The organism is Streptomyces sp. NPDC054757 (assembly GCF_053612185.1).
Window position 1 is genome coordinate 122,977 of record NZ_JBSHBW010000013.1, and the last position, 20,526, is coordinate 143,502.

Consider the following 20,526-nt stretch of genomic DNA (forward strand, 5'->3'; position numbering starts at 1 on the left):
CAGCCGCCTCACAGACGCGCTGCTCAGTCGGACTCTGCGGAGGCCGCCGCCTTCTTCTTCGGGGCGGCGGCCTTCTTCGCGCGGGTGGCGGGGGCGGGGCGCCAGGCATGCAACGTGTCGTCGGTCAGGCCGAGTTCGCCCTGCTTCTGCTGCCGGAAGGCGAGAATTTCGGCGGCGGGGGACGCGCCGAACTCGGCGTCGTACTCGCCGTACCACTGGTCCAGCCAGGGCTGGAGCTCAAGCAGCCCGGCCAGGAACGGCACGATCTCCTCGCTGCCGAGACCGGCGGTCTGGATATACGAGGCGAGGGCGAGCGCCTGCTCCAGGTGGTCCCAGCCGGCCCACCCGTACAGCTCGGGCGACTGCGCGTTCACCGTGCCGTACGAGACGAACCGCTCCTTGGGCACGTCGAGCTTGCCCCGGGCTTTCCAGTAGCTCGGCCTCAGGAAGTCGGGGGGAGCGGAGGTGTATTTCGGAGGCACGGGAGTGCGCTCGCGGACTTTCCTTTTTGCCTGCTCGTCTGGTGCGGCGTCCTCCTCACGCTGCAACTCCCACACGTGCTCCCAGTCCAAGCGCTTTTTCAGCCCAGCGGGCTTGTAACGCAGAGCGGCGACGAATGGCACATGTTCCTCGGTTAGCAGCTCACGCACTGTCTTAGTGAGATCTTGTCGTGGCGCATACAGCTCGGCCACGGCGGTGAAGTTTTCGTCGGTCGACAGGCTCTCGGCGAGCCGCGCGAGGGTAGAGATAGTCGGGTTGTCCTGCTCGTCAAACCAATTCGAGCGGTTCTCGACCCGTTCGAGTAGCCAGGCACGTAGTGCCTTCTGACGCATCGAGTCCCAGCCCTCGCTTGCCCAGCGCCGCTTGTACTCTTGGCGCTCAACCATGCCGATGGCACGATTGGACTCAATGGCTTCAATGCGCTTCTTGACGAGTGTTCGGTAGTCGGCGGGCCAGTGGACGGGAATCTCGGTGACTGGAGTGTACTGGTGATTGTGGTGACGGAACCACGAAGTGTTGACCTCGCCACGCTTCAACTTGCGAGCGAGCGCGATGGCAAAGGCTCGCTCCGCAGGCGCCGTTTCGGGAAGCGTTGATGGATCGGCTGTCAGGTCTTCGTCCAGGAGTCCGTACAGGCGATACACCTGCCAGTCGAGTTCTTCCTGGAGCGTGATCATGCGTCCGCGAATGGAACGGAACTGAGCCTCGGCCTCGCGGAGAGACGAGGCGGTAGGGACGGCCTCAGAAACGAGTGCGGAGGCAGACGTAGCGGTGAGCTGTCGGGCCAGGTTGTCCAGCTCTCTAGCGAGGGCTGTCGGGTACTCCGAAGGAAGGGGGAACTCTTCGAGCTTCGTCCCTGTGAACTCGAACCGGTGCTCCCACGGTTCATCCGCGCCAGCGGTATCTGCGCCTGGACGGCCCTTGTCGTGACTTACCTGACGTAGCCAGAAACCAGCCGTGGAACTATTGAGGAGTCCGAGCAGTCGTACATGTTCTTCCTCCGTCGCCCCTTCCCGCAGCTTGATCACCGGCGCGGACTGCTTGAATACCTTCCCGCCTCGATCCAGCACGAAATGGTTGTGTGTCGCCACGAATGCGAATGTGAGTGACAAGGGCGTCGCATAGCGCTCAGGGACCCATCGATACCAAGCCCACCACGCTTTCCCTGTGTCGGCATGTGACTTTCCGTCGAAGTCTTTGGTCGACTTCAGCTGTGTGCGGAGCGGCCACAGAGCACGGCCCCAGGGGCTATGCTCATCCCAAGTGGCTGGCTTCAAATCTGCGGTGTAGGGAGTGATGGCGGACTCGACGCAGTTTTCGGCCCAGTCTCTGATTACTTCACCGATGACCAGTTCACGTGCTACGGAATCGGAAATGCCCTTACGTTGCAGAGCGTCGGTTGTGCTGATGAACGCGTCATCCTGACCGGGGAAGCTAGCGAATCCGATCGGGCGAGACAGAGTGCTCCGCAAGCGATCACGTGCCGAAGCCGCGATGGTTTCGTTGAGTTCCAGGCCGCCGTCAGCCAGGATCCACGGCTGCTTCGCGAAATACTGACCTCTCTCCAGGTCGTCCGCCGAAACCCACTGCCCGACACTTCCCGGCCGATCGATCTGCTCCTCGATTGCCCGCCACACGAGCCCCTCTTCCGGGCTGTCCGGTGCTGATGGCTCTCCCTGTACGCTCCGCACGGTCCGGATCGAGGGCTGACGCTTCGAGCCCTCCCTGGAGCGACCTACCAGGATGACCGTCGGCGTCCCGTGCCCCGGAATGTACGCCCCCGACGTGTCGATGACCTCCGTCAGTTCGACCTTGTGCGCGAAGAACTCCTCGATGAGCTTCGTACCGAACTCCCGCTTCATGAAGGAGTTCGCCGTGATCTGGCCGACCATGCCGTACCCGGCCTCATCGCCCCCGCCCCGCTTGGCGAGCTCGAAGAATCTCTGAGCGAACGGCACCGACAGCGCGTACGTTCCCGCACACGCGTCGTACAGCTCCCTATACAGCTGGTTCAGCTGTTTGTCCTTGACCGTGATGTACGGCGGATTCCCCACCACCACGTGATACCGCCCCTGCTGCAGAATCCCCGGGTACTCGTGCACGTCCTCCGTCGCGTACGAGAACTCGGCCAGCGGGTCACCAGCCGCACCCTCCTCCCCAAGGCCCAGCTGAAGCTCCAACTGCCGGTCCTTGATCAGCGAGTCGCCCACCGCCAGCTGGATCGGCCACTCGTACTCCCGCGCCGCCCCGAACGTCCGCAACCCGCTCGCCGCCATCGCCGCAACGAGCAGCCGGAATCGCGCCACCGCCACCGCGAACGGGTTCAGGTCCACCCCGTGCACCGACTCCAGCGCCGCCCGCACTCGCTCGTACGCCCCGACCTCCGGCCGCTCCTCGGCCCACAGCCGCACGAGCCTCCGGAACGCGCCCAGCACAAAGTGCCCCGACCCGCAGGTCGGGTCGATCATCTTCAGCTCTTCGAAGCCGAACTCCCGTACCGCAGGCGTCATCGTCCGGTCGAGGATGAACTCCTCGACGAATTCCGGGGTCTGGAGCAGCGCGTACGTCTTCCGCGCCGCCTCGCTCAGGTCCTGGTACAGGTCGCCCAGGAACCGGGTGTCCCAGCCCTCCGTCCCGTCCTCGATCAGCGGGTCCGTGAAGTCGTGCACCAGCACCGACGTGCTGCCTGAGCCGTCCTCCGGCTCTGTCCCCGCCTCCACCGACTTCTGCTCCCGCCAGAACGCCAGCAGCGCTCCCGCCCCGTCGTGAGACAGCGGAATCTGGTACAGCGGATTGTGGTCCCGGTCGAACAGCAGCCGCCCCGCCTGCCCCGCCCCCAGCTCCGCGAACGCCGTCTCCAGCCACCCGCGATACGTCGGGTCGGCGTCCTTCGCCATGTACTCCTCGTACCGGGCCTGGGCGACCTCGCGCCCCGCCACGTCCGGCGCCGTGATGTACGGCTGCGCGATCAGCCGGTTGTCCTCGCTGAACCGGACGAAGACCGTGCCGAGCACCCACGCCACCGCGACCTGCGTGACCCGCTCTCCGAGCCAGGAGTTCCAGGTCGCCGCCGTACGCCCCAGCTTCTTCGCCTGGTCGTACTCGCCGCGCAGCCGTGCTCCTACCTCGGGAACGGCCTTGACCTGCGCGTCCAGGTCGGTCTCTGCCGCCTTGACCTGCTTCTGCAGGTCGTTGAGGAGGCTCTTGCGGTCGATCACGGACTGCTCCCGAAATTGTGGCTGAAAGGCGAGACGAGAAGGAGGAAAGAAGAGGAGAGAGAAGCGACGAACCGCGTCCGTGCGTCCGGCGTCAGACAGCGTCCGGTGCCAGATGCTTCCGCGCGACCCACGCGTCCGGCACGACGATCCACTCGTCGAACCCGGCCTGGTACGGAACGCTCTGCCCGGCCAGCCTCGGCGCACGCGCCGGGTCGGACTGGGCGACGAGCAGCCACAGCGGGCTGCCGCCCTGCCGCGACTCCTCGGCGAGGCGGCCCAGGAGGTCGAACGCGTCGTACCGGGCGAGTGCCGCCGTGTCGGTGAGGAGCAGCGGACCGCTGCCCTGCGCCAGACGCTCGCGAAGCAGTGGCTCGACCCGCCCCCACGCCTTGTCCGTACGGACCCGCAACTGCTGATGGGGCCGCGTGCCCGTTTCGGCGGCGTCCGCCTTGAGGATGGTCTCCCAGGTCGGCTTGGCCGCCTCGGCGATCACGCCACGCAGCTCGGCAAGGAACAGCCCGGTCAGCGATACGACGCCCACCCCGTACGGCTCGCCGGCCAGCCGCCGTACCGTCGCCTCCGCACCCCGGTGCGGCACGGTCAGGACCCGGAACCCGTCCTGCCCCGCCGAGTGCACGAGCCGCTGCTCGGCCTTCACCGCCGCGGCGACCGCCGCATCCGCGTCGTACTGCGTCGGCGCGGACCGCCGCCCGGCCGAGGCCGCGACACCCCAACTCGCGGACGTCAGACCGCTGGTGAACTCCCCGGCGGGCCGGTCCGGGACGAGGCGCAGGGTCTTGTCGTAGCGGGTCGCCAGCTTCAGCTCGAAACCGGCCTCCTTCAGCAACCGCACCAGCGCGCTGCCGACCGGCAGTTCGCGCGGGACGAGGGGATCCTCGCCCAAGTCGGGGAAGCGGGTCGCGACCCGCTTGTGCAGAGCGTCGACGGTGAGCCCCGGCTGGCGCTCCTCCTCGACACCCGGCTGCACGGCGACCACGCCGGCCTGGGTGATCCGCAGTGCACGGACGAGGTCCAGGTCGCGTGGATAGATCTCCAGGCGGGGCGTGAGCGCGGCCCCGGGGGAAGCCGCGACCGCGATCTCGGCCGTCCGCCGCTCGTCCCAGCCGAGTGCCCCCGGCGGCTGCCGGACCGCGGCCAGCTTGGTGAGGACCGTGCTCGCCGTCGGCAGGGACTCCAGGCCCGCCAGCTCGTCCGCCTGCGTGCCCAGCTTCAGCGCGTACTCCTGGAGGGCCGGCAGGGTCGGGGTGTCCGCCCCGTCGTCACTGTCCTCTCCGTCGCGGACATCGATGACGATCAGTCCGAGCACCGGGTCGGCGCCCTTGGGCAGCCGGGCGTGGAAGTAGCGGAACCGCGGAGGCGTCTCCTCGTACTGCTCCCGGAACTGCTCCCGCTCCACCACCGCACGCAGCAGCGACAGCGCCAGCGCACGCCGGTCGCGTCGCTTCGCCACCTTGCTGCCCCGCTGGGCGAGCAGCGCATCGGCGAGTTCGAGCACCGGCACGACCCGGCCGCGCTCGGCGACCAGGTCGATCAGTTCGTCGCTCAGCAGCTTCAGCGCGGGATCGTTGTACCAGCGCTCGCGCGATTTCTTCACGATCTGCGGGATGCGGCCCACCGTGAGGCCAAGGGCTTTGGCGACGTCCGTCTGCCGGACCCAGGGCAGCCCCTCGGGCAGGTCACCGTTCTCATCGGGAAGCCGGAGCAGCAACCGTACGGCCTCGCGCTCCTTGACGTTGGAACGGGCGTTGCCGCCCGACGGACGCGGCACCAAGCGAGACGCAAGGGCGTCCAGACTCAGCCCGCGCAGCACCTCCGGGCCGGTGTCGCCGCCGACCACCGCGACCGCTTCGGCGACCGCCTGCTCCAGCTCGGTGACCTCCTCGCGGGCGGCCTTGAGCGCCTCCTTGCTCATCGGCGCCGGTGTCTTGCCGAGTCGCAGGTTCCACTGCTTCTGCCGGTTCTGGATCTCCGTGCGGGTCCGTGCGCCCATGCCCGGGGCGGTCAGGAACTTCCGCACCGAGTAGTCGAGGACGTCCCCCACGGTGTTCAGGCCCAGGTCGAACAGCTGGGACTGTGCCGCGAGGGTCAGGCCCGCCACCGACAGCGGCGTGGAACGGTCCGCCCGCTCCGCCTGTTCGTCACGGATCTCCTCGGCCGAGGTGTCGTCGTCGCCCTGGCCGATCTGCGGCGCAGCGCTTTCTACCGCCACCACCTTGCTGCCGTGCCCGGAGCTCGGCGCTGTCGTCCGCTGGGCGTCAAGGAAGATCGCATTCCAGGCGCGCTCCATCGGCTTCAGATCGGGGAAGCGGTTCTTCACGTCCCGGGCCAGAGCCTTGCGGAAGAAGGCCACCAGGCCGTCCCGCACCGGATCGTCGAAGGCGTCGGAGGCCAGCTGTGGGTACGGCCACTCCTTCGGACCGGTCTGCCGGGGCGTGACCGAGCCGTCTCCCCAGCGGGGCAGCTCGCGGGAAGCCATCTCGTGCAGAGTGACAGCCAGCGCGTACCGCTCGGCGTGGCCGTCGTACGAACCGCGCGTGATGATCCCGACGAACGGGTCGAGATAGCCCTCGGTGCCCGCCTCGATCTCCTTCGCGGGATAACCGGCGAGCGAGAAGTCGATCATCACAAGCTGACGGGTGCCATTGGGACGGATCCGGATCGCGATGTTGTCCGGCTTCAGGTCCCTGTGCCAGATTCCCTCCGCCTCCAAGTGCTCCACCGCGCCGAACAGGTATTTTCCGTACGTCTCCAGCTGGTCCATGCGGAGGCGGCCGTAGTCCCGCAGCTGACGGGCGACGGTGTCCTCGCGTCTGCGTGCGGCCTTGCCCGTGCTCTCCGTGTCCAGTGCGCGGTTGTCACCCACGTACTCCAGGGCGAGCACCCTGCGGCCCGCGAGGGTCAGCGGCTCCCGCTCGTACAGCGCGATGATGCTGGAATCCCGGTGGATCCGGCCCAGGACATCGGCCTCGCGGTCGAGCACCACGTGCTTGGCCTCGCTGAGCGCGACCTTGAGCACCGCGACCGGCAGGCTGCCGCTGCGCCGGGGCTCACCGGCCAGGTCACGGACCAGGAACGCGCGCGACGTCGAGCCGGTACCGAGACGGCGCACGATCTCCCAGCGTCCGGCGAACACGTCACCGGCCATGGCTTCCAGTGGGTCCTTCTCCGGCTCGGTCCGCTCTCCGCCGGCCTGTGGGGCCGGAGGAGCATCGGCAGCCGGCTCCCCACTCGCGGCGTCGTCGAGAGACACAGCCTGCTGTGTGAACGCCTCCTCGACGAATTCCAGCATCTCCAGGAAGTCGTCGATCGTGGAGAGGCGACGGTTCGGCTCGTACGCGGTGGATGCCTCCACCAGATCGTCGATGTCGGGGTTGAGGCCGTCCACCAGCGCGCTCGGGGCGAGCGTCTCACCCGCCTCCAGGCGGGACAGGACCTCGCTCTGGGTCGCACCCGGCGCCTGCCCGGTGACCAGGAGATACGTGAGAACGCCGAGCCCGTACACATCGAGCCGGACCGGGTCCGCCCTGGGGATCCGCAGCTCGGGGGCCAGATACGGGTCGGCCTGCTGGGAGACGTGCAGACCGGACACATGCGAGGTGGCCAGCGTCAGCGGCTTGCCCTGGCTGGCGCTGTGCCCGGAGGCGATCTGCCAGTCCGCGATCTGCAGCCGGGGGCTCAGCCAGCGCTGCTCCTCGCCCAGTTCGCGCCCGCGCGGACCGCGGTTGCGCGGGATCACGTGCACCGCGTGCGCCGACAGCGTGCGGTGATGGAGCCGGTTGGAGTGCGCGGAGCGGAGCGTCTCGGCGAGCTGGCGGACCAGTGCGAGACGGCCGGGCAGGCCGAGGCGCTCTCCGTGCTCCACCAGGTAGTCGTCGAGCCTGAGGGTCTCCGGGTGGTAGTCGAAGAGGATCGTCGGGCCTGCGGGATGTCCCGACGGCAGGTAGCTCTTCAGCTGGACGACGCCCGGGTGCCGGAACCGGCTGAGCACCGTGGCCTCACGAGCGGCGGCCTTCTCCACTGAGGCGCGCTCGGTGTCCGAAGCACCCCGCTCGCTGAGGAAGACCCGCACCCGCGCCAGATCGTGCAACTGGGTGTGACTCCCCAGGTAGTCGGCCCAGGTCGGACCGGAGTCGAACGACTTCGTCTCCAGGAGATACGACCCGACCTCGTGCTGACGGCGGACGGACGCGATACCTAGCTGCTTGAGGGCCGCGCCGACCTGGCGGGAGACCCCGGCGGTCACCTGCCCCCGGGCATCCTCCGGGGGAACGGCGAGCATCTCGACCAGTTGCCTGATCTTGAAGACGCCATTCAGGTCGGCGCCCGCCAGGTTCACCCGAAACTTGTCGTCGGTGAAGCAGACCGCCTCACCCACCCAGATCCTCGGGCGCCCGGGGCCACGCCCCACGACGTTCCCGATCAGGCCCGCCAGCTCCTTGGCCTTCTGATTGGTCAGGTGCAGCGGATTGCCGTGCCGACGCTGGGTACCGCCGGGTGTCGTCTGCACCCAGCTGTTCCCGCCGCCGCTCACCGACCCGTGCCAGTCCTTGAGCTCGACCAGGAACACACCGGCTGGCGCGGTGACCATGAGATCGATCTCGCGGACGTGCCCGCTGTTCGCCGTGAAGGTGAAGTTCGACCAGGCACGCCAAGGCTCCTCGTTCGGCAGGAGCCTGCGGATCGCCTCAAGACCGCGGCGCTCGTGCTCGAACTCGGACTCGGTGACCGTCGTCCACCGGCCATCCTCCATGTGGCTCCTGCCCCGTGTCAGCTCATGCGCGTGTGTGCCGGTCGCATTCCTGCTGGTGCGACCCAGACAGCCCGGCTGAATTCTCTGGAAGAAATCCTAGACGGTGACACTGACATCAGGTGGTCCAGAAGTGACAGCGGCGATACAACGGCAGGCCAGAGGACTGGAGGGGGTGCCGGCCCGACTGTCGGGCCGGCCGGGAGCCGAGGCGAGCGGCGGGACAGGCGTCCCGCCGAAGCCGGCGGGGTGTGCGGTGAGCATTGCGGAGGTTGCGCGGGACAGCGTGGGTGAGGGACATGGGCCAGTGACCTGAACGAGGGCTCTGTGGTTTGTCCAAAGACGTACTGGTCGAAACCCACGACTCTTCGATACATATGAGAGGTTGAGCTGGGGATCAGGGGGGATTCTGTGCTGCTTGTCGTGGGTTTACTAGGCATAGGTGGATGTGTGCTGGTGTCCCGTTGCGGTGGACCGACGCATTACCACAGGCCGTGCCGCCGCAGGCGCAAAGGACTCTTCGCCCGTTGCAGGGATCACGGCTTCACCCTTGTCACGGTCACCGACCTGGCCGGACTCGCGCTGTTCGGTCTGGCTTTCGGAGTGTGGGCACTCTTTGGGGCAGCCGGCTGATGCGGCGCAGCCGTAGCCAAGGAGGGTGGGCCGCGATTCCCTGGTGGGCATGGGGGCTCGGGGGCACGGCAGTGCTCATCGGGCTGTCGCAGGCGGCCCAGCAGTGGCCGGTCCGGACCGGATTCGGGTTGGCATCCGTGGCTGTCGGACTGGCGCTGAAGCCGGGGCGATCGGCCTTGATGGCGCGGGCCGGCCGCTCGGCGCTCGACGCAGGGCCCGTGCGCTATTCGCTGGCACATCTCGATTCCCTGGATCCCACGGAGTTCGAACTGGTCGTCTGCTCCCTGCTGCGTAGGGACGGACTGGCCGCGCAGCACGTCGGCCGAGCCGGGGACAAGGGAGCAGACGTCATGGTCGTCGACAGGTCTCGACGACGGGTGGTCGTGCAGTGCAAGCGGCTGCGACCGGATCGAAGGGTCGGAGACCAGGACGTACAGCGGGTCAACGGAACCTACCGGCACGACCACAATGCCGAATTCGCTGTGATCGTCACCACGGGAGGATTCACGACAGCCGCGAGAACCAGTGGCCCGCGTTACGGGATCCATCTGGTCGACCGGGACGCGCTGGAGCGGTGGGCCGACCTGGGGGAGCCGTTGTACCGGATTCTCCGGATTCCCGACGAGCGGACACGGAGCGGGAAACCGGGCTCCGCATCTTGGCGTGCAAGAAAGTCGATAGAGTGACATTGCGTCAGAAGACACTACAACCCGCCCTGTGTGAGGGCGGGTTGAGGAACCAAGGGGGAGTATGACCGGCCAGATCGAGTCCGTACGGATTCAGGTGTCCGGGGCGGACCCGCGTCACGCGGAGCTGGAGGCGCGAGAACTCCGCGACGTTCTGCGCCGGTTGGACGACACCGAGGTGCGCTTCGCCCCAGCGGAGGCAGCACACGACGGAGAGGGTTCGAAGGGTCCTGGGCTGCTGACCCCGGAGGTCGTGCTCGTTCTCACGGGAGGATCCTTCACGCTGGCCGGGACCGCCATCAAGGCGTGGGTCGCCGTCCGTAAGAGCCGCATGGTGCGCGTCCTGCATCCGGACGGCACGGTCACGGAGTTCCAGGGCGGCGTCTCCGGGCGTGAGATCAGGAAGCTGCGGGACGTTGGTGGCAACGGCAGTTCGGGCGCCGGTCCCGGAGCCGGGCGGTGAGCCGAAAGCATGCCCTGCTCGTGGGCACCGCCACCCACCAGGACGTGAGCTACCCCGCGCTGCCTTCGGTGCGCGCGGACATCTATTTCCTGGGCCAGGTGCTGGAGATGCCGGCCGTCGGAGGGTACGAAAAGTGCTCCCGGGTCGAGGACTCGCCGAAAGCGGCGGTCAAGCAGGCCATCGAGGAGTTCCTGAGCGTGCGGGAACCCGATGAACTGGTGGTGGTCTACCTCAGCGGCCACGGGACGTACGACCGCGAGGACGGTCAGCTGTACTTCGTCACCACGGACACCGAGGCCGGGCGCATGCGGCAGACAGCCCTCGAAGCAGCTTTTGTCATCGACCAGTTGGAGAAGTGCGCGGCCCGCCGCAAGGTGCTGCTGCTCGACTGCTGTTTCAGCGGCAGCGCGGTGCAGGGCTTCCGCAGCAAGGGGGCACCCGCGACGACCGCCCTGCCGGTGGTCGAGGCCGGAGGAGTACACGTCATCACCGCCTCCCAGCACTGGGAGAAGGCGTTCACCACGGATGCCGACCAGCCTTCGCAGTTCACCCGGGCGATCGTCGAAGGCCTGCATTCGGGACGAGCGGACCTGGACGGCGACGGGCAGATCTCCGCGAACGACCTGTTCCGTCACATCAGCCGGGACCTGCAGAAGGCACCGGACGGCCGTAGGCAGACGCCGACCCAGTCCACCCTGTCCGTGACCGGCGACATCTACCTCGCCCGTGCCGCCACCGGCCGCCAGATCCCCGCACTCAAGCCACTGCCCGCCGGGCTCACCGCGGTGACCGACACCGCGGGGGACAAGTCGCCGGCACCGGTCGAGCCCGTCGAGGCCGCACACGACGACACCGCCTTCACCGAGGCCGAATGGGCCCGGCTGCTGGCCTATTACCAGCAATGCCTGGAGGTGGAGGACCGCACCGGCGAACTGCTGCCGCTGGCGGGCAGCGACCCGCCGCGAATGGTCTGGCCGGCCGGGGAGGAAGTCCTTCTCTCCGGCTCAGAATCCAGTGTGCAGGCGCCACAACGCGTCGTGGACCTCGCAGAGCTGGCGCAGAAAGACGGCTCCGATCTCTGGTACGGGTACCCCGTCGCCGTGCTGTACGACGGCACGCGACAGGTGTGCGCACCCCTCGCCATGCGCCGGATCGAAGTCGAACACGGACCACAGGGGCGCAGCGTCGTCACGCCTTCCGGACCGATCGTCCTCCACCCCGAACTCGTCCTGAACCGGCTGGGCAAGGACGAAGGCGGGGAACTGCTCGCCGCCTACCAGCCCAACTGGCGGCCGGGTTTCCGTGAGGACATGATCCGCGACCTGCGCAGCCTGTTGCAGGAACTCGGGCTGTCCGACACCGAACACCTCGATCCCGGAGCCCTCGGCGACGGCAGCTCGCTGCGTGCGGCACACGAAGGTGCCCGCAACGTGGCGGTCGTCTACGCGGCCCGGTCGGACAGCGCGGCTACAGCGCAGCTGATGAAGGACTACAAGACGCTGCAGCGGAGTATCGGGCAGTTCCCGGACACGGCACTCGGAGCGTTCACCGCACAGGCCGAAAGGGAGCCGAGCGCCGAACAGGACGTCCAGATCGTCGCGCCACTGGAACTCAACGAAGGACAGGAAGCCGTCATCCGGGCCGCCATGGTCCGCAGGCTCACGGTCGCCACCGGACCACCCGGCACAGGCAAGAGCCAGCTCATCGTCAACACGGTCGCCACCGCCAGGGCGGCCGGACAGACCGTGCTCGTGGCCTCCACCAACAACAAGGCAGTGGACGAGGTCTGGCAGCGATGCGAGGAACTCGCCCCGGGACTTCTCGTGCGGACAGGCGCGCAGTCGGTCATCGACAAGGAGGTGCGCACCCTGGAGGAGCTGACCCGCAGCGTCCGGCCCCGGCAGTCCTCCCAGACGTACCGGGGCGAACTGCGGAACCATCTCCGGACACAGGAGTCGCTGCGGCACCGGCTCGCTGAGATCGCCCGCCGGGAGCGGGACCTCGCCGATCTCGGCCGACTGCGTTCCGCTTACGCGGAGAAGCACCACCAGGACCTTTTGGCACTTGCCGCCGCACTGGGTGACGATATCTCCCTGGGACGGTGGCTGCGTCGGGCCCGTACGGCCGCCCGTCTCGGAATCATCGGGGGATGGCTGCGCGGCCGGTGCGTGCGCAGGCTCGGCTCTGTGCCGGTCCAGGTCGCGGGCCGTCAGAACTTCGCCGAGCTGCTGATGTTCGCCGAGGCGGAAGCCGACTGGCGGCAGATGCGTACCGCAGCCGAAGCGGCGCCCGACGACGCACAGCTTCACGCCACGCTTCAGGATGCCGACCGGCGAGTCCGTGAGGCCGCGACAGCACTGCTGCGGTCGTCGGTGGCGGAGCAGGCGATGACCGCCCGCGCTGCCATCCACGAGCGCATCGAGGCGGTGCGGGCACGATCACCGAGGCAGTGGTCGACCCTGGACCGCATCCTGCCGCAGGTCTCGGGCTGGGCAGTCACCGCGCGATCCGCCCGGCGGTTCCGGGACCGGGCCGCCCTCTTCGACCTGGTCATCGTGGACGAAGCCAGTCAGTGCTCCGCACCGGATGTGCTGCCGCTGCTCTTCCGTGCCCGGCGTGCCCTGGTGATCGGCGACCCCATGCAGCTGCAGCACATCACCACACTGCAGCCGCGCCAGGAGGCGGAGGCGCACCGGGGAGCAGGACTGCGAGCGAGCTGGCTCGACGAGCACCGGCTCGAGCACCGCCGCTACTCCTCCTTCCATGCGGCTGCCCATGCGGCAGGGGAGACGCTGCTGCTCGACGAGCACTTCCGTTGCCACCCGGACATCGTCGGCATCGCGAACCGGCACTGCTACGGCGGCCGGCTGACCGTCCTCACCGATCCCCGATCGCTGCGGCGCATCGATGGAGTCGACGCCGTGCAGTGGCTCGACGTGAAGGGGGCGGCGCGCAGGGGTCACAACGGGTCGTGGCTGAACCAGGATGAGGCAGACCGTGTTCATCTCTCGGTGGAGCGCCTGCTCAAGCGACTTCCGCACGGTTCGACCGTAGGCGTCGTCACTCCCTTCCGGGCTCAGAAGGACCTGATCGCCGGCTGCTGGCAGGACGAACCACGGGTCAGGGTCGGAACAGTACATACTTTCCAGGGAGGACAGCAGGATGTGATCCTGCTGTCCCTTGTCGCGTCCGACCGGATGCGTCCGAGCGCGGTCAACTGGCTCTCTCGCGAAGTCAACCTCTGGAACGTGGCCATCACACGGGCCCGTTCGCATCTCATCGTGTTCGGAGACCGCGAGTTCTGGTCGGTCCGGCCCGGCATGCCGCACGCACTCCTCGACGCGGCAGAGGCCAAGGACGGCCTCCCTTCGCTCTGGGTTCACCCGGAACATTCCGCCGAAGACGTAGGCGACCGGCTGCAGTTCCTGCTGACGGACGAGATTCCTGGAGCCCTGATCGACCGGAATGCCACGGTGGACGGCTATCCCTACGACTTCGACGTCCGCCGCAGCTCGAAGAGTGTTCGGATTCGACTCGACCCTGGTACGTCCACCGGCGCAGAGGCCGCACGTCACCTGAGACTCGCGCTCGGCCGAACGAGCCTGCTGCCCAACGGCGTGCGGATCCCTGCCTGGCAGGTATGGGACGGGCGGACGGAACGGGTGGTGGGCCGACTCGACAACTGAAATGTGCAGGGAGGGGCGGGCAGCGCTGAAGAACGCACAGGGACGAGCGAGAAGCGCGATACGACTGCGACAGCCGAAGCCAGGCCCTATCATCGGACCGGGGGATCTCGGTGTCCCGGCCCGCACGCCGGAAACCGCTGCGTCGGCATGCGTACGAGCTTCTCCGACGACCGGTTTCTTCGTAATCCGCCAGGAGTTCACCGTGCCGTACACGGCAGAGATCAGCCGCTCCAACCCGACGAGCATCATCTTCCTCGTTGACCAGTCGACCTCCATGAGCGATCCCATCGGTGGTGAAGTACCGCAGCAGAAGGCCGATGTCGTCGCCGACGCCATCAACCGACTGCTCACCGAACTCTCCGTCAAGTGCGCGAAAGAAGAAGGCGTACGCGACTACTTCCACGTCGCGGTCATCGGCTACGGAGCCACCGTGGGCTCGGCGCTCGCGGGGCCGCTCGAAGGACGGGACCTTGTCCCCCTGAGCGAGGTGGCGGACAACCCGGCCCGCATCGACGAGCGGAGCAAGAAGGTTCCCGACGGGGCCGGCGGACTGGTGGAGACTGCCGTCAACTTCCCTCTGTGGATGGATCCGGTCGCTCACGGCGGGACCCCGATGAACCGTGCGTTGCAGTACGCGGAGGGACTCGTCGCCGGCTGGACCGAGCGGTACCCGGCCGGATTCCCGCCCATCGTCATCAACCTGACGGACGGCGAGTCGACCGACGGCGACCCCACCGCCGCGGCCGAGGCCGTCACCTCCCACGCCACAGCGGACGGAGCGGCACTGCTGTTCAACCTGCATGTGTCCGCGGCCGGCGGCACACCAACCGCGTTCCCCGACTCGGCGGACACCCTTCCGGACAGCTACGCCCGGACCCTGTTCGGCATGTCCAGCCCGCTGCCGAGTCACATGCGCTCGTACGCGGCCTCGCAGGGGCAGCGGGTCAGCGAGACCACTCGCGGTTTCGTCTACAACGCCGACATCACCACGGTCGTTCAGTTCCTCGACATCGGTACCCGGGCAACCGAACTGCGGTGACGACCTCCACTTCCTGCGTGTACATCACGCACCTGGTGGCGCCCAAGAAAGGAAGCACGGCAGCGGAATGCGAAGACGCCGTCGCCGTGCTTCCCGGGCATCCGCACGATCACATGCTGCGGGAGCCATTCGCGGCCGGCGTCTGCGACGGAGCCACGGAAAGCGCACTGGCCAAGGACTGGGCCAAGCTGCTGTCCCGCGCCGCGGCCGAACACGCCATGGCGCTGCCGGACGCGCTGGCGGGCGGAACCGCCTTCGAGCAGTTCGCAGCGTCCGTGGTGGCCCGGTGGGATCCCTGGCTGGCCGACTACACACTGGCTCGCCAGGCAGAAGGGCGTCCACTGAAGTGGTACGAGCACACCAAGCTCGCGGAGGGTGCCTACGCGACGCTGCTCACGGTGCGCGTCGACCCGGAGAGCGGTGCCCACGACGGCGAAGCAGCACCGTCCTGGCGGTGGCGTGCGGCTGCCTTGGGGGACAGCTGCCTGTTCCACCTGCGAGACGACCAGTTGATACAGGCGTTCCCGGTGTCGGCCGTCGAGGAGTTCGGCACCACTCCCGATCTCTTCGGCAGCCGCAACCGTGATGCCGCGCTCCTCGCCGACCGCACGAGATTCACCGGAGGGAACTGTCGCCCGGGAGACCGCCTGCTCCTGATGACGGATGCCCTGGCCGCTTGGCTCATGTCGGCTCCGGACCAGGCCGACGCCGTCGGCCAGCTCCTCGAGTACGCCGGGCCCGACGACCTGGACGATTTCAACAACTGGCTGAATGGGCTACGGGACAGCCGGCAGTTGCGCAACGACGACGTGGCGTTCGTACGGATCGATTTCGAGGGACGGTGAACATGGGCCCGGCCACCGGTTCGCAGCGCCGGTTCCCCAGCGGCGCCGAGTACGCGGAAGCCCTGCAGCACACCCAGCTGTGCTTCCATCATCCGGAACTCAGGGGAGCCCGGCCCGAGCTGACCGGACTCGGTCTGCCGCGCCCCATCTCCGGCGCCTTCGCCAGTGTCTTTTCCCTGACCTCGCCCTCATCGGGCCGTCGGTACGCGGTCAAATGCTTCACCCGTCACGTCCCGGACCAGGAACGTCGGTACGAGGCCATCAGCTCCCGACTCGCCCTGCTCGATCCGGCGGAGCTCTCCCAGCCGTGGAACCTCGGCTTCGAGTACCTTCCCGACGCCATCAGCGTGGGGCGGGAACGCTACCCGGTCCTCAAGATGGAGTGGGCCGAGGCCGTCACCCTGTCCTCCTGGCTCGACGACAACCATGCGGACCCGATCGCCGTCGATCGTTTGGCTGACCGGTTCGAGGAACTGACCCGGGACCTGGCGAACCACCAGATCGCCCATGGCGATCTGCAGCACGGCAACCTGCTCGTGGCGAGCGACGACACCTTGCGGCTGGTCGACTACGACGGCATGTACGTCCCGGCACTGGCCGGCCTGGGCGGGACCGAGCGAGGGCACCGGAACTATCAGTCGCCCCTGCGGGGGAACGACGACTTCGGACTGGATCTTGACCGGTTTTCCACCTGGGTCATCTTCCTCTCGTTGAAGGCGATCGCCTCCGAACCGGCCCTGTGGTCCCGATTGCACGAACCCAGCGGCGAGTTCCTCCTGCTCACCGAAGACGACTTCACGAGCCCGGCCGGGTCCGCACGACTGCAGACACTGCTCACTCATCCCGACCGTATGGTGAGCGGACTCGCCGACCAGGTGCGGACCCTGGCCTGCCAACCCCTGGACATGCTGCCGCCGCTCACCCTGGCCGTGCCCAGGCAGCGCCAAGCCGCAACGGTGATCACGGACACCGCTGCTCACAGCGGGGCCGCCGCCCCGGGCACCGGCGGTCTGCCCAGCTGGATGGCGGGACACGTCGCCTCTGAGGCGTCGCCGACGCAGCCCGCGCCCTCTGTGGCCTCACCGGACAGATTCCAGTTCAGGACGCCACTGGATGTCGCTGTAGCCGTCGTCTGGCCCGTGATGCTGGCAGTGACCGTGCTGGCCCTTGTCATGGGGCTCTCGACAGCCCTGTTCGGTCCGGTAGTCCCGGCGCTCGTCGCCACCGCGTTCTCGGCGTTCGGGCGGACTCGCCGCACGGAGTTGGCTCAGATACGGGCCGTTCTCTCCGGGCTCACAGCGGAACTGGATCAGCTCGACGATCCGGTGAAGGCTGAGAAGAAACTACGCAAGGACCGGGCGAAGTTCGACGCCGCAGAGACGAAGCGCGCCGCAGACCACCCACGAGAACAAACCAAGCTCACTGCGAGCTACCACGGCGAGCTCCAGCAGATCGAGAAGCGCAGGATTCGTAAGCGGCAGGAGCTGGACAAGAAGATCGCCGGGCTTTCGACGGAGCGCGGGAAAGCATTGCAAACGGAGCTTACCGCCCGGCAGTCCGCCTACGTACGTGACCGTCTCGGACGACAACTGATCTCCCGGAACCCGCCGCACGGCATCGGACCGACACTGGCCGCGCGTCTCGCGGCAGCGGGAGTCCGTACCGCAGCCGACTTCACCGGATACCAACCCGTGCGCAATACGCACTACAACAGCGTCGGTGCCGAACTGGTGCTCAGCAACGGCCGCCGTGTCGACGTCCAGGGCATCGGTGAGGCCAAGGCCATCGCGCTCGAGGCCTGGCGCAGGCAACTGGTCGCCGACGCCGAAGCCGGTCAGCCCACCATGCTCACCGCACAGGAACGACGCTCGATCGACCAGGGCATCGAAGTCCGGCGCACCCGCCTGACCGCTGAGCTCCGCTCCGTGGACGCGGCAGCCGAAGCCTCACGGACAAAGGCACAGAAGGAGTTGGAGGAGGGCCAGGCGCGGCTCACCCGGGAGAACACTCTGGCTGGCGAGCGATCCCGCAGGCAGCGGCAGGAGTTCAGTCGGCGAGCGGTTTCGCTCCAGCAGAACAGGGCGCGCCATGCGGCGCTGAGCTCTGCTGCTGAGACTGCTGAGGCACACCGGCGCAGGCTGTCCCTCGTGCAATACCTGCGATTCCTCTACACCGGTCGCTGAACCGCGCCTCTGAAAGGCACGATGCCGCATCCCCGGTCGACCTCGTGCTCCATACCGTCGAGGGCGCGCATCGCTCCGGATGAGGGATCGCGGTGGTTCAGACCGTGGAGGAGCGGACAGTGATGTCCGCTAGGTCGGCCGGGTGGGTGGTGGCGAAGCCGAGTTCCTGGCTCGGGAGCTGGACGATGTCGTGGACCCGGACGCGTAACTGCCCTTCAGGGCCGGCCCGCAAGGGAGTCCCCGGTCGAGGGCGTCGGCGTTCAGCCGCCGGTAGTGATCGGGCAGACTCTGCCGAGTCGCGCAGCGGCCTGGTTGTATTGGCCCGCAGCGTTGTTGACGCGGCTGATGGGGGGTTTGCCTCCGAGTGCGGTGTGGCTGCGGTGGTGGTTGTAGGTGTGGAGGAAGTCTGCCAGGGCTGTGGTGCGTTCGGTGTTGGTGGTGTAGAGCCGTAGGTAGGCCCACTCGTCGAGGAGGGTGCGGTTGAAGCGTTCGACCTTGCCGTTGGTCTGTGGCCGGTAGGGGCGGATCCTCTTGTGGGTGATGCTGGCCGTGGCCAGGGTCTGGGTGAACAGTTTCGACTTGTAGCAGGAGCCGTTGTCGGTCAGTACGCGCTCGACGGTGATGCAGTGGGCGGTGAAGAACGCGTTCGCCCTCTGCCAGAAGCCGGTCGCGGTGTGCTGGCGTTCGTCGGTGAGAACTTCGCTGTAGGCCAGGCGGGAGTGGTCGTCCACGGCGGAGTGGATGAAGGCGTAGCCGATCACCGGTTTGCTGCTCTTGCGCTCGGCCGTGGTGCCGATCTTGTTGTCCATCGCCGATCGGCGGTCCATGACGCGGTGGCCGCCGCCGTCGGGGATGTTGCCGAGCTTCTTGATGTCGACATGGACCAGCTCGCCTGGGCGGGAGCGTTCGTAGTGGCGGATGACCTGGCCGGTGGGCCGGTCCAGGAAGGCGAGCCGGTTCAGGCCGTGGCGGGCCAGGAGCCGGTGGACCGTGGAGGCCGGCAGACCCAGGACGGGGCCGATCCGTGCCGGGCCGAGCTTGCGGTCGGTTCGCAGGCGGCAGACCTGCGCCTCGATCGCGGCCGGCGTGCGGTGCGGGGTCGTTCGGGCCTGCTGGAGCGGTCCCACAGTCCGGCCTCGCCCTCGGCCCGCCACCGGCGGACCCACTTGTGGGCGGTGGGCCTGGATATGCCCATCTCGGCCGCCACGTGTGCGACCGGCCACCCGGGCCAGGAGGGCCTTGACTCCGAATCCTGAAGACGGGTTATGCGGCTGGTTTCAGCGTAGTTGGTGTGAGGTGGAGGGCGTTCTCGAAGGCGGTTGGTGATCGTTGTCCGAGGCGGGAATGTCGGCGTCGGGTCTTGTAACGGTGGAGCCATCGGAAGGCGTCGAGTCCGGCCTCGCGCTCGTCGGGCCACCCTTTCCGGCCCTGGAGTGTCTCGCGTTTGAAGGTCGCATCGAATGACTCGGCGAGTGCGTTGTCCGCGCTGGAACCGACTGTGCTCATGCTTCGCCGCACACCTGCTGACCTGCAGGCTTCGGCGAATGCCTTGCTCGTGTACTGGGCTCCGTGGTCGGTGTGCATGATCGATCCAGCGAGGCTTCCTCGGGTGCGGACGGCTGCGGCCAGGGCGTCGGTGACGAGATCCGCGCGCATGCGGGCGGCGATCGCCCAGCCGGCCAGACGTCGCGATGCGAGGTCGATGACGGTCGCCGGGTAGCAGCACTTCCCGCCGTCGATGGGCAGGTAGGTGATGTCGCCGACGTACTTCGCGTTCGGGGCCTGGGCGGTGAAGTCGCGGCCGATCAGGTCCGGGGCCTTGGCCGCTGCTGGGTCGGGGACGGTGGTGCGGTGCCGGCGGCGCAACCGGACTCCTTCGATCCCGGTTGCTCGCATGATCCTTGCGACGCGTTTGTGATTGACCGCCTCCTCACTCGTCTCGCGGAGCTCGGCGGTGATTCTTGGGGCTCCGTAGGTGCCGTCCCATTCCTGGTGCACCGCCCGTATCCGGGCGGCCAGCCTTGCGTCGGCCGCCTCCCGGGCGGCCCGGTCCGCGGCTGTCCGGCGCCAGTAATAGAAGCTCGAGCGGCTGACGCCGAGGATGCTGCAGAGCCGCTTCACGCCGTAACGGCGCTGGAGGTCGGCGACACACTGGAAGCGGTTCACCAGCGCGTCTCCCCGGCGAAATACTTCGCCGCTTTGCGCAGGATTTCGCGTTCCTCCTCCAGCTCACGGACCTTCTTCCGCAAGGCCGCGTTCTCCGGCTCCAGCGGCGCCGGCGGCTGGGCCGGTTCCTGCGTCGTGCGTCCCCGCGGACGGCTTAGTCCGGCCGCCCTCACCCAGTTCCGCAGGGTCTCTGGGTTGATCCCCAGATCGGCGGTGACCGACCTGATCGTTGCTTCGGGCCGCGACTCGTACAGGGCGACTGCGTCCGCCTTGAACTCCGGCGGGTAGTTCTTCATGACCACGAGATGTCCGTACTCAGATCCGCAGGATCCAGTGTC

9 protein-coding genes and 1 pseudogene are annotated in these 20,526 nt (G+C 67.8%); 6 read left to right on the plus strand and 4 right to left on the minus strand.

What is annotated here, in order from left to right:
- Window positions 1-23: 23 nt before the first annotated feature.
- Together pglX and pglW are read right to left on the minus strand one after the other, a co-directional pair.
- Window positions 24-3,719: a BREX-2 system adenine-specific DNA-methyltransferase PglX gene (pglX, locus tag ACWGKJ_RS17855; protein WP_385020016.1), complete on the minus strand. Its 3,696-nt coding sequence runs from the start codon at window positions 3,717-3,719 to the stop codon at window positions 24-26.
- A 91-nt stretch (window positions 3,720-3,810) separates the two neighbouring features.
- Entirely contained in the window at window positions 3,811-8,490 is a 4,680-nt protein-coding gene (gene pglW / locus ACWGKJ_RS17860; protein WP_385020019.1) for a BREX system serine/threonine kinase PglW, read from the minus strand.
- A 767-nt stretch (window positions 8,491-9,257) separates the two neighbouring features.
- Here pglW and ACWGKJ_RS17865 point away from each other — a divergent pair.
- The 6 genes from ACWGKJ_RS17865 (at window position 9,258) to ACWGKJ_RS17890 (ending at window position 18,022) form a co-directional block, all read left to right on the plus strand.
- On the plus strand, window positions 9,258-9,806 hold the full coding sequence (locus ACWGKJ_RS17865; RefSeq protein ID WP_385020022.1) for a restriction endonuclease: 549 nt from the start codon (window positions 9,258-9,260) through the stop codon (window positions 9,804-9,806).
- 64 nt (window positions 9,807-9,870) lie between these two features.
- The gene (locus ACWGKJ_RS17870; RefSeq protein WP_385020025.1) at window positions 9,871-10,269 is read left to right on the plus strand and encodes an effector-associated constant component EACC1; all 399 of its coding nucleotides are present in this window, start codon (window positions 9,871-9,873) and stop codon (window positions 10,267-10,269) included.
- Window positions 10,266-13,955: a caspase, EACC1-associated type gene (locus ACWGKJ_RS17875; protein ID WP_385020028.1), complete on the plus strand. Its 3,690-nt coding sequence runs from the start codon at window positions 10,266-10,268 to the stop codon at window positions 13,953-13,955. Before ACWGKJ_RS17870 ends, ACWGKJ_RS17875 begins: the two co-directional genes overlap by 4 nt.
- Window positions 13,956-14,157: 202 nt before the next feature.
- Window positions 14,158-14,994 (plus strand): vWA domain-containing protein, encoded by an 837-nt coding sequence (locus ACWGKJ_RS17880; protein WP_366473384.1) that lies wholly within the window; start codon window positions 14,158-14,160, stop codon window positions 14,992-14,994.
- Between the two features lie 17 nt (window positions 14,995-15,011).
- A complete protein-coding gene (locus ACWGKJ_RS17885) occupies window positions 15,012-15,839 on the plus strand; it encodes a hypothetical protein (RefSeq protein WP_385020032.1) in 828 nt (275 codons plus the stop codon).
- A 2-nt stretch (window positions 15,840-15,841) separates the two neighbouring features.
- Window positions 15,842-18,022, plus strand: coding sequence for a protein kinase family protein (locus ACWGKJ_RS17890; RefSeq protein ID WP_385020035.1), 2,181 nt, complete (start codon window positions 15,842-15,844; stop codon window positions 18,020-18,022).
- Window positions 18,023-18,282: 260 nt separating this feature from the next.
- Here the strand turns inward: ACWGKJ_RS17890 and ACWGKJ_RS17895 are convergent.
- Window positions 18,283-19,289 (minus strand): annotated as a pseudogene (locus ACWGKJ_RS17895) (IS481 family transposase).
- A protein-coding gene (locus ACWGKJ_RS17900; RefSeq protein WP_385020038.1) for an IS3 family transposase occupies window positions 19,286-20,490 on the minus strand; the annotation gives its coding sequence in 2 pieces (ribosomal slippage) (window positions 19,286-20,199 and window positions 20,199-20,490; 1,206 coding nt in all). Before ACWGKJ_RS17900 ends, ACWGKJ_RS17895 begins: the two are co-directional and overlap by 4 nt.
- Window positions 20,491-20,526: the final 36 nt, after the last annotated feature.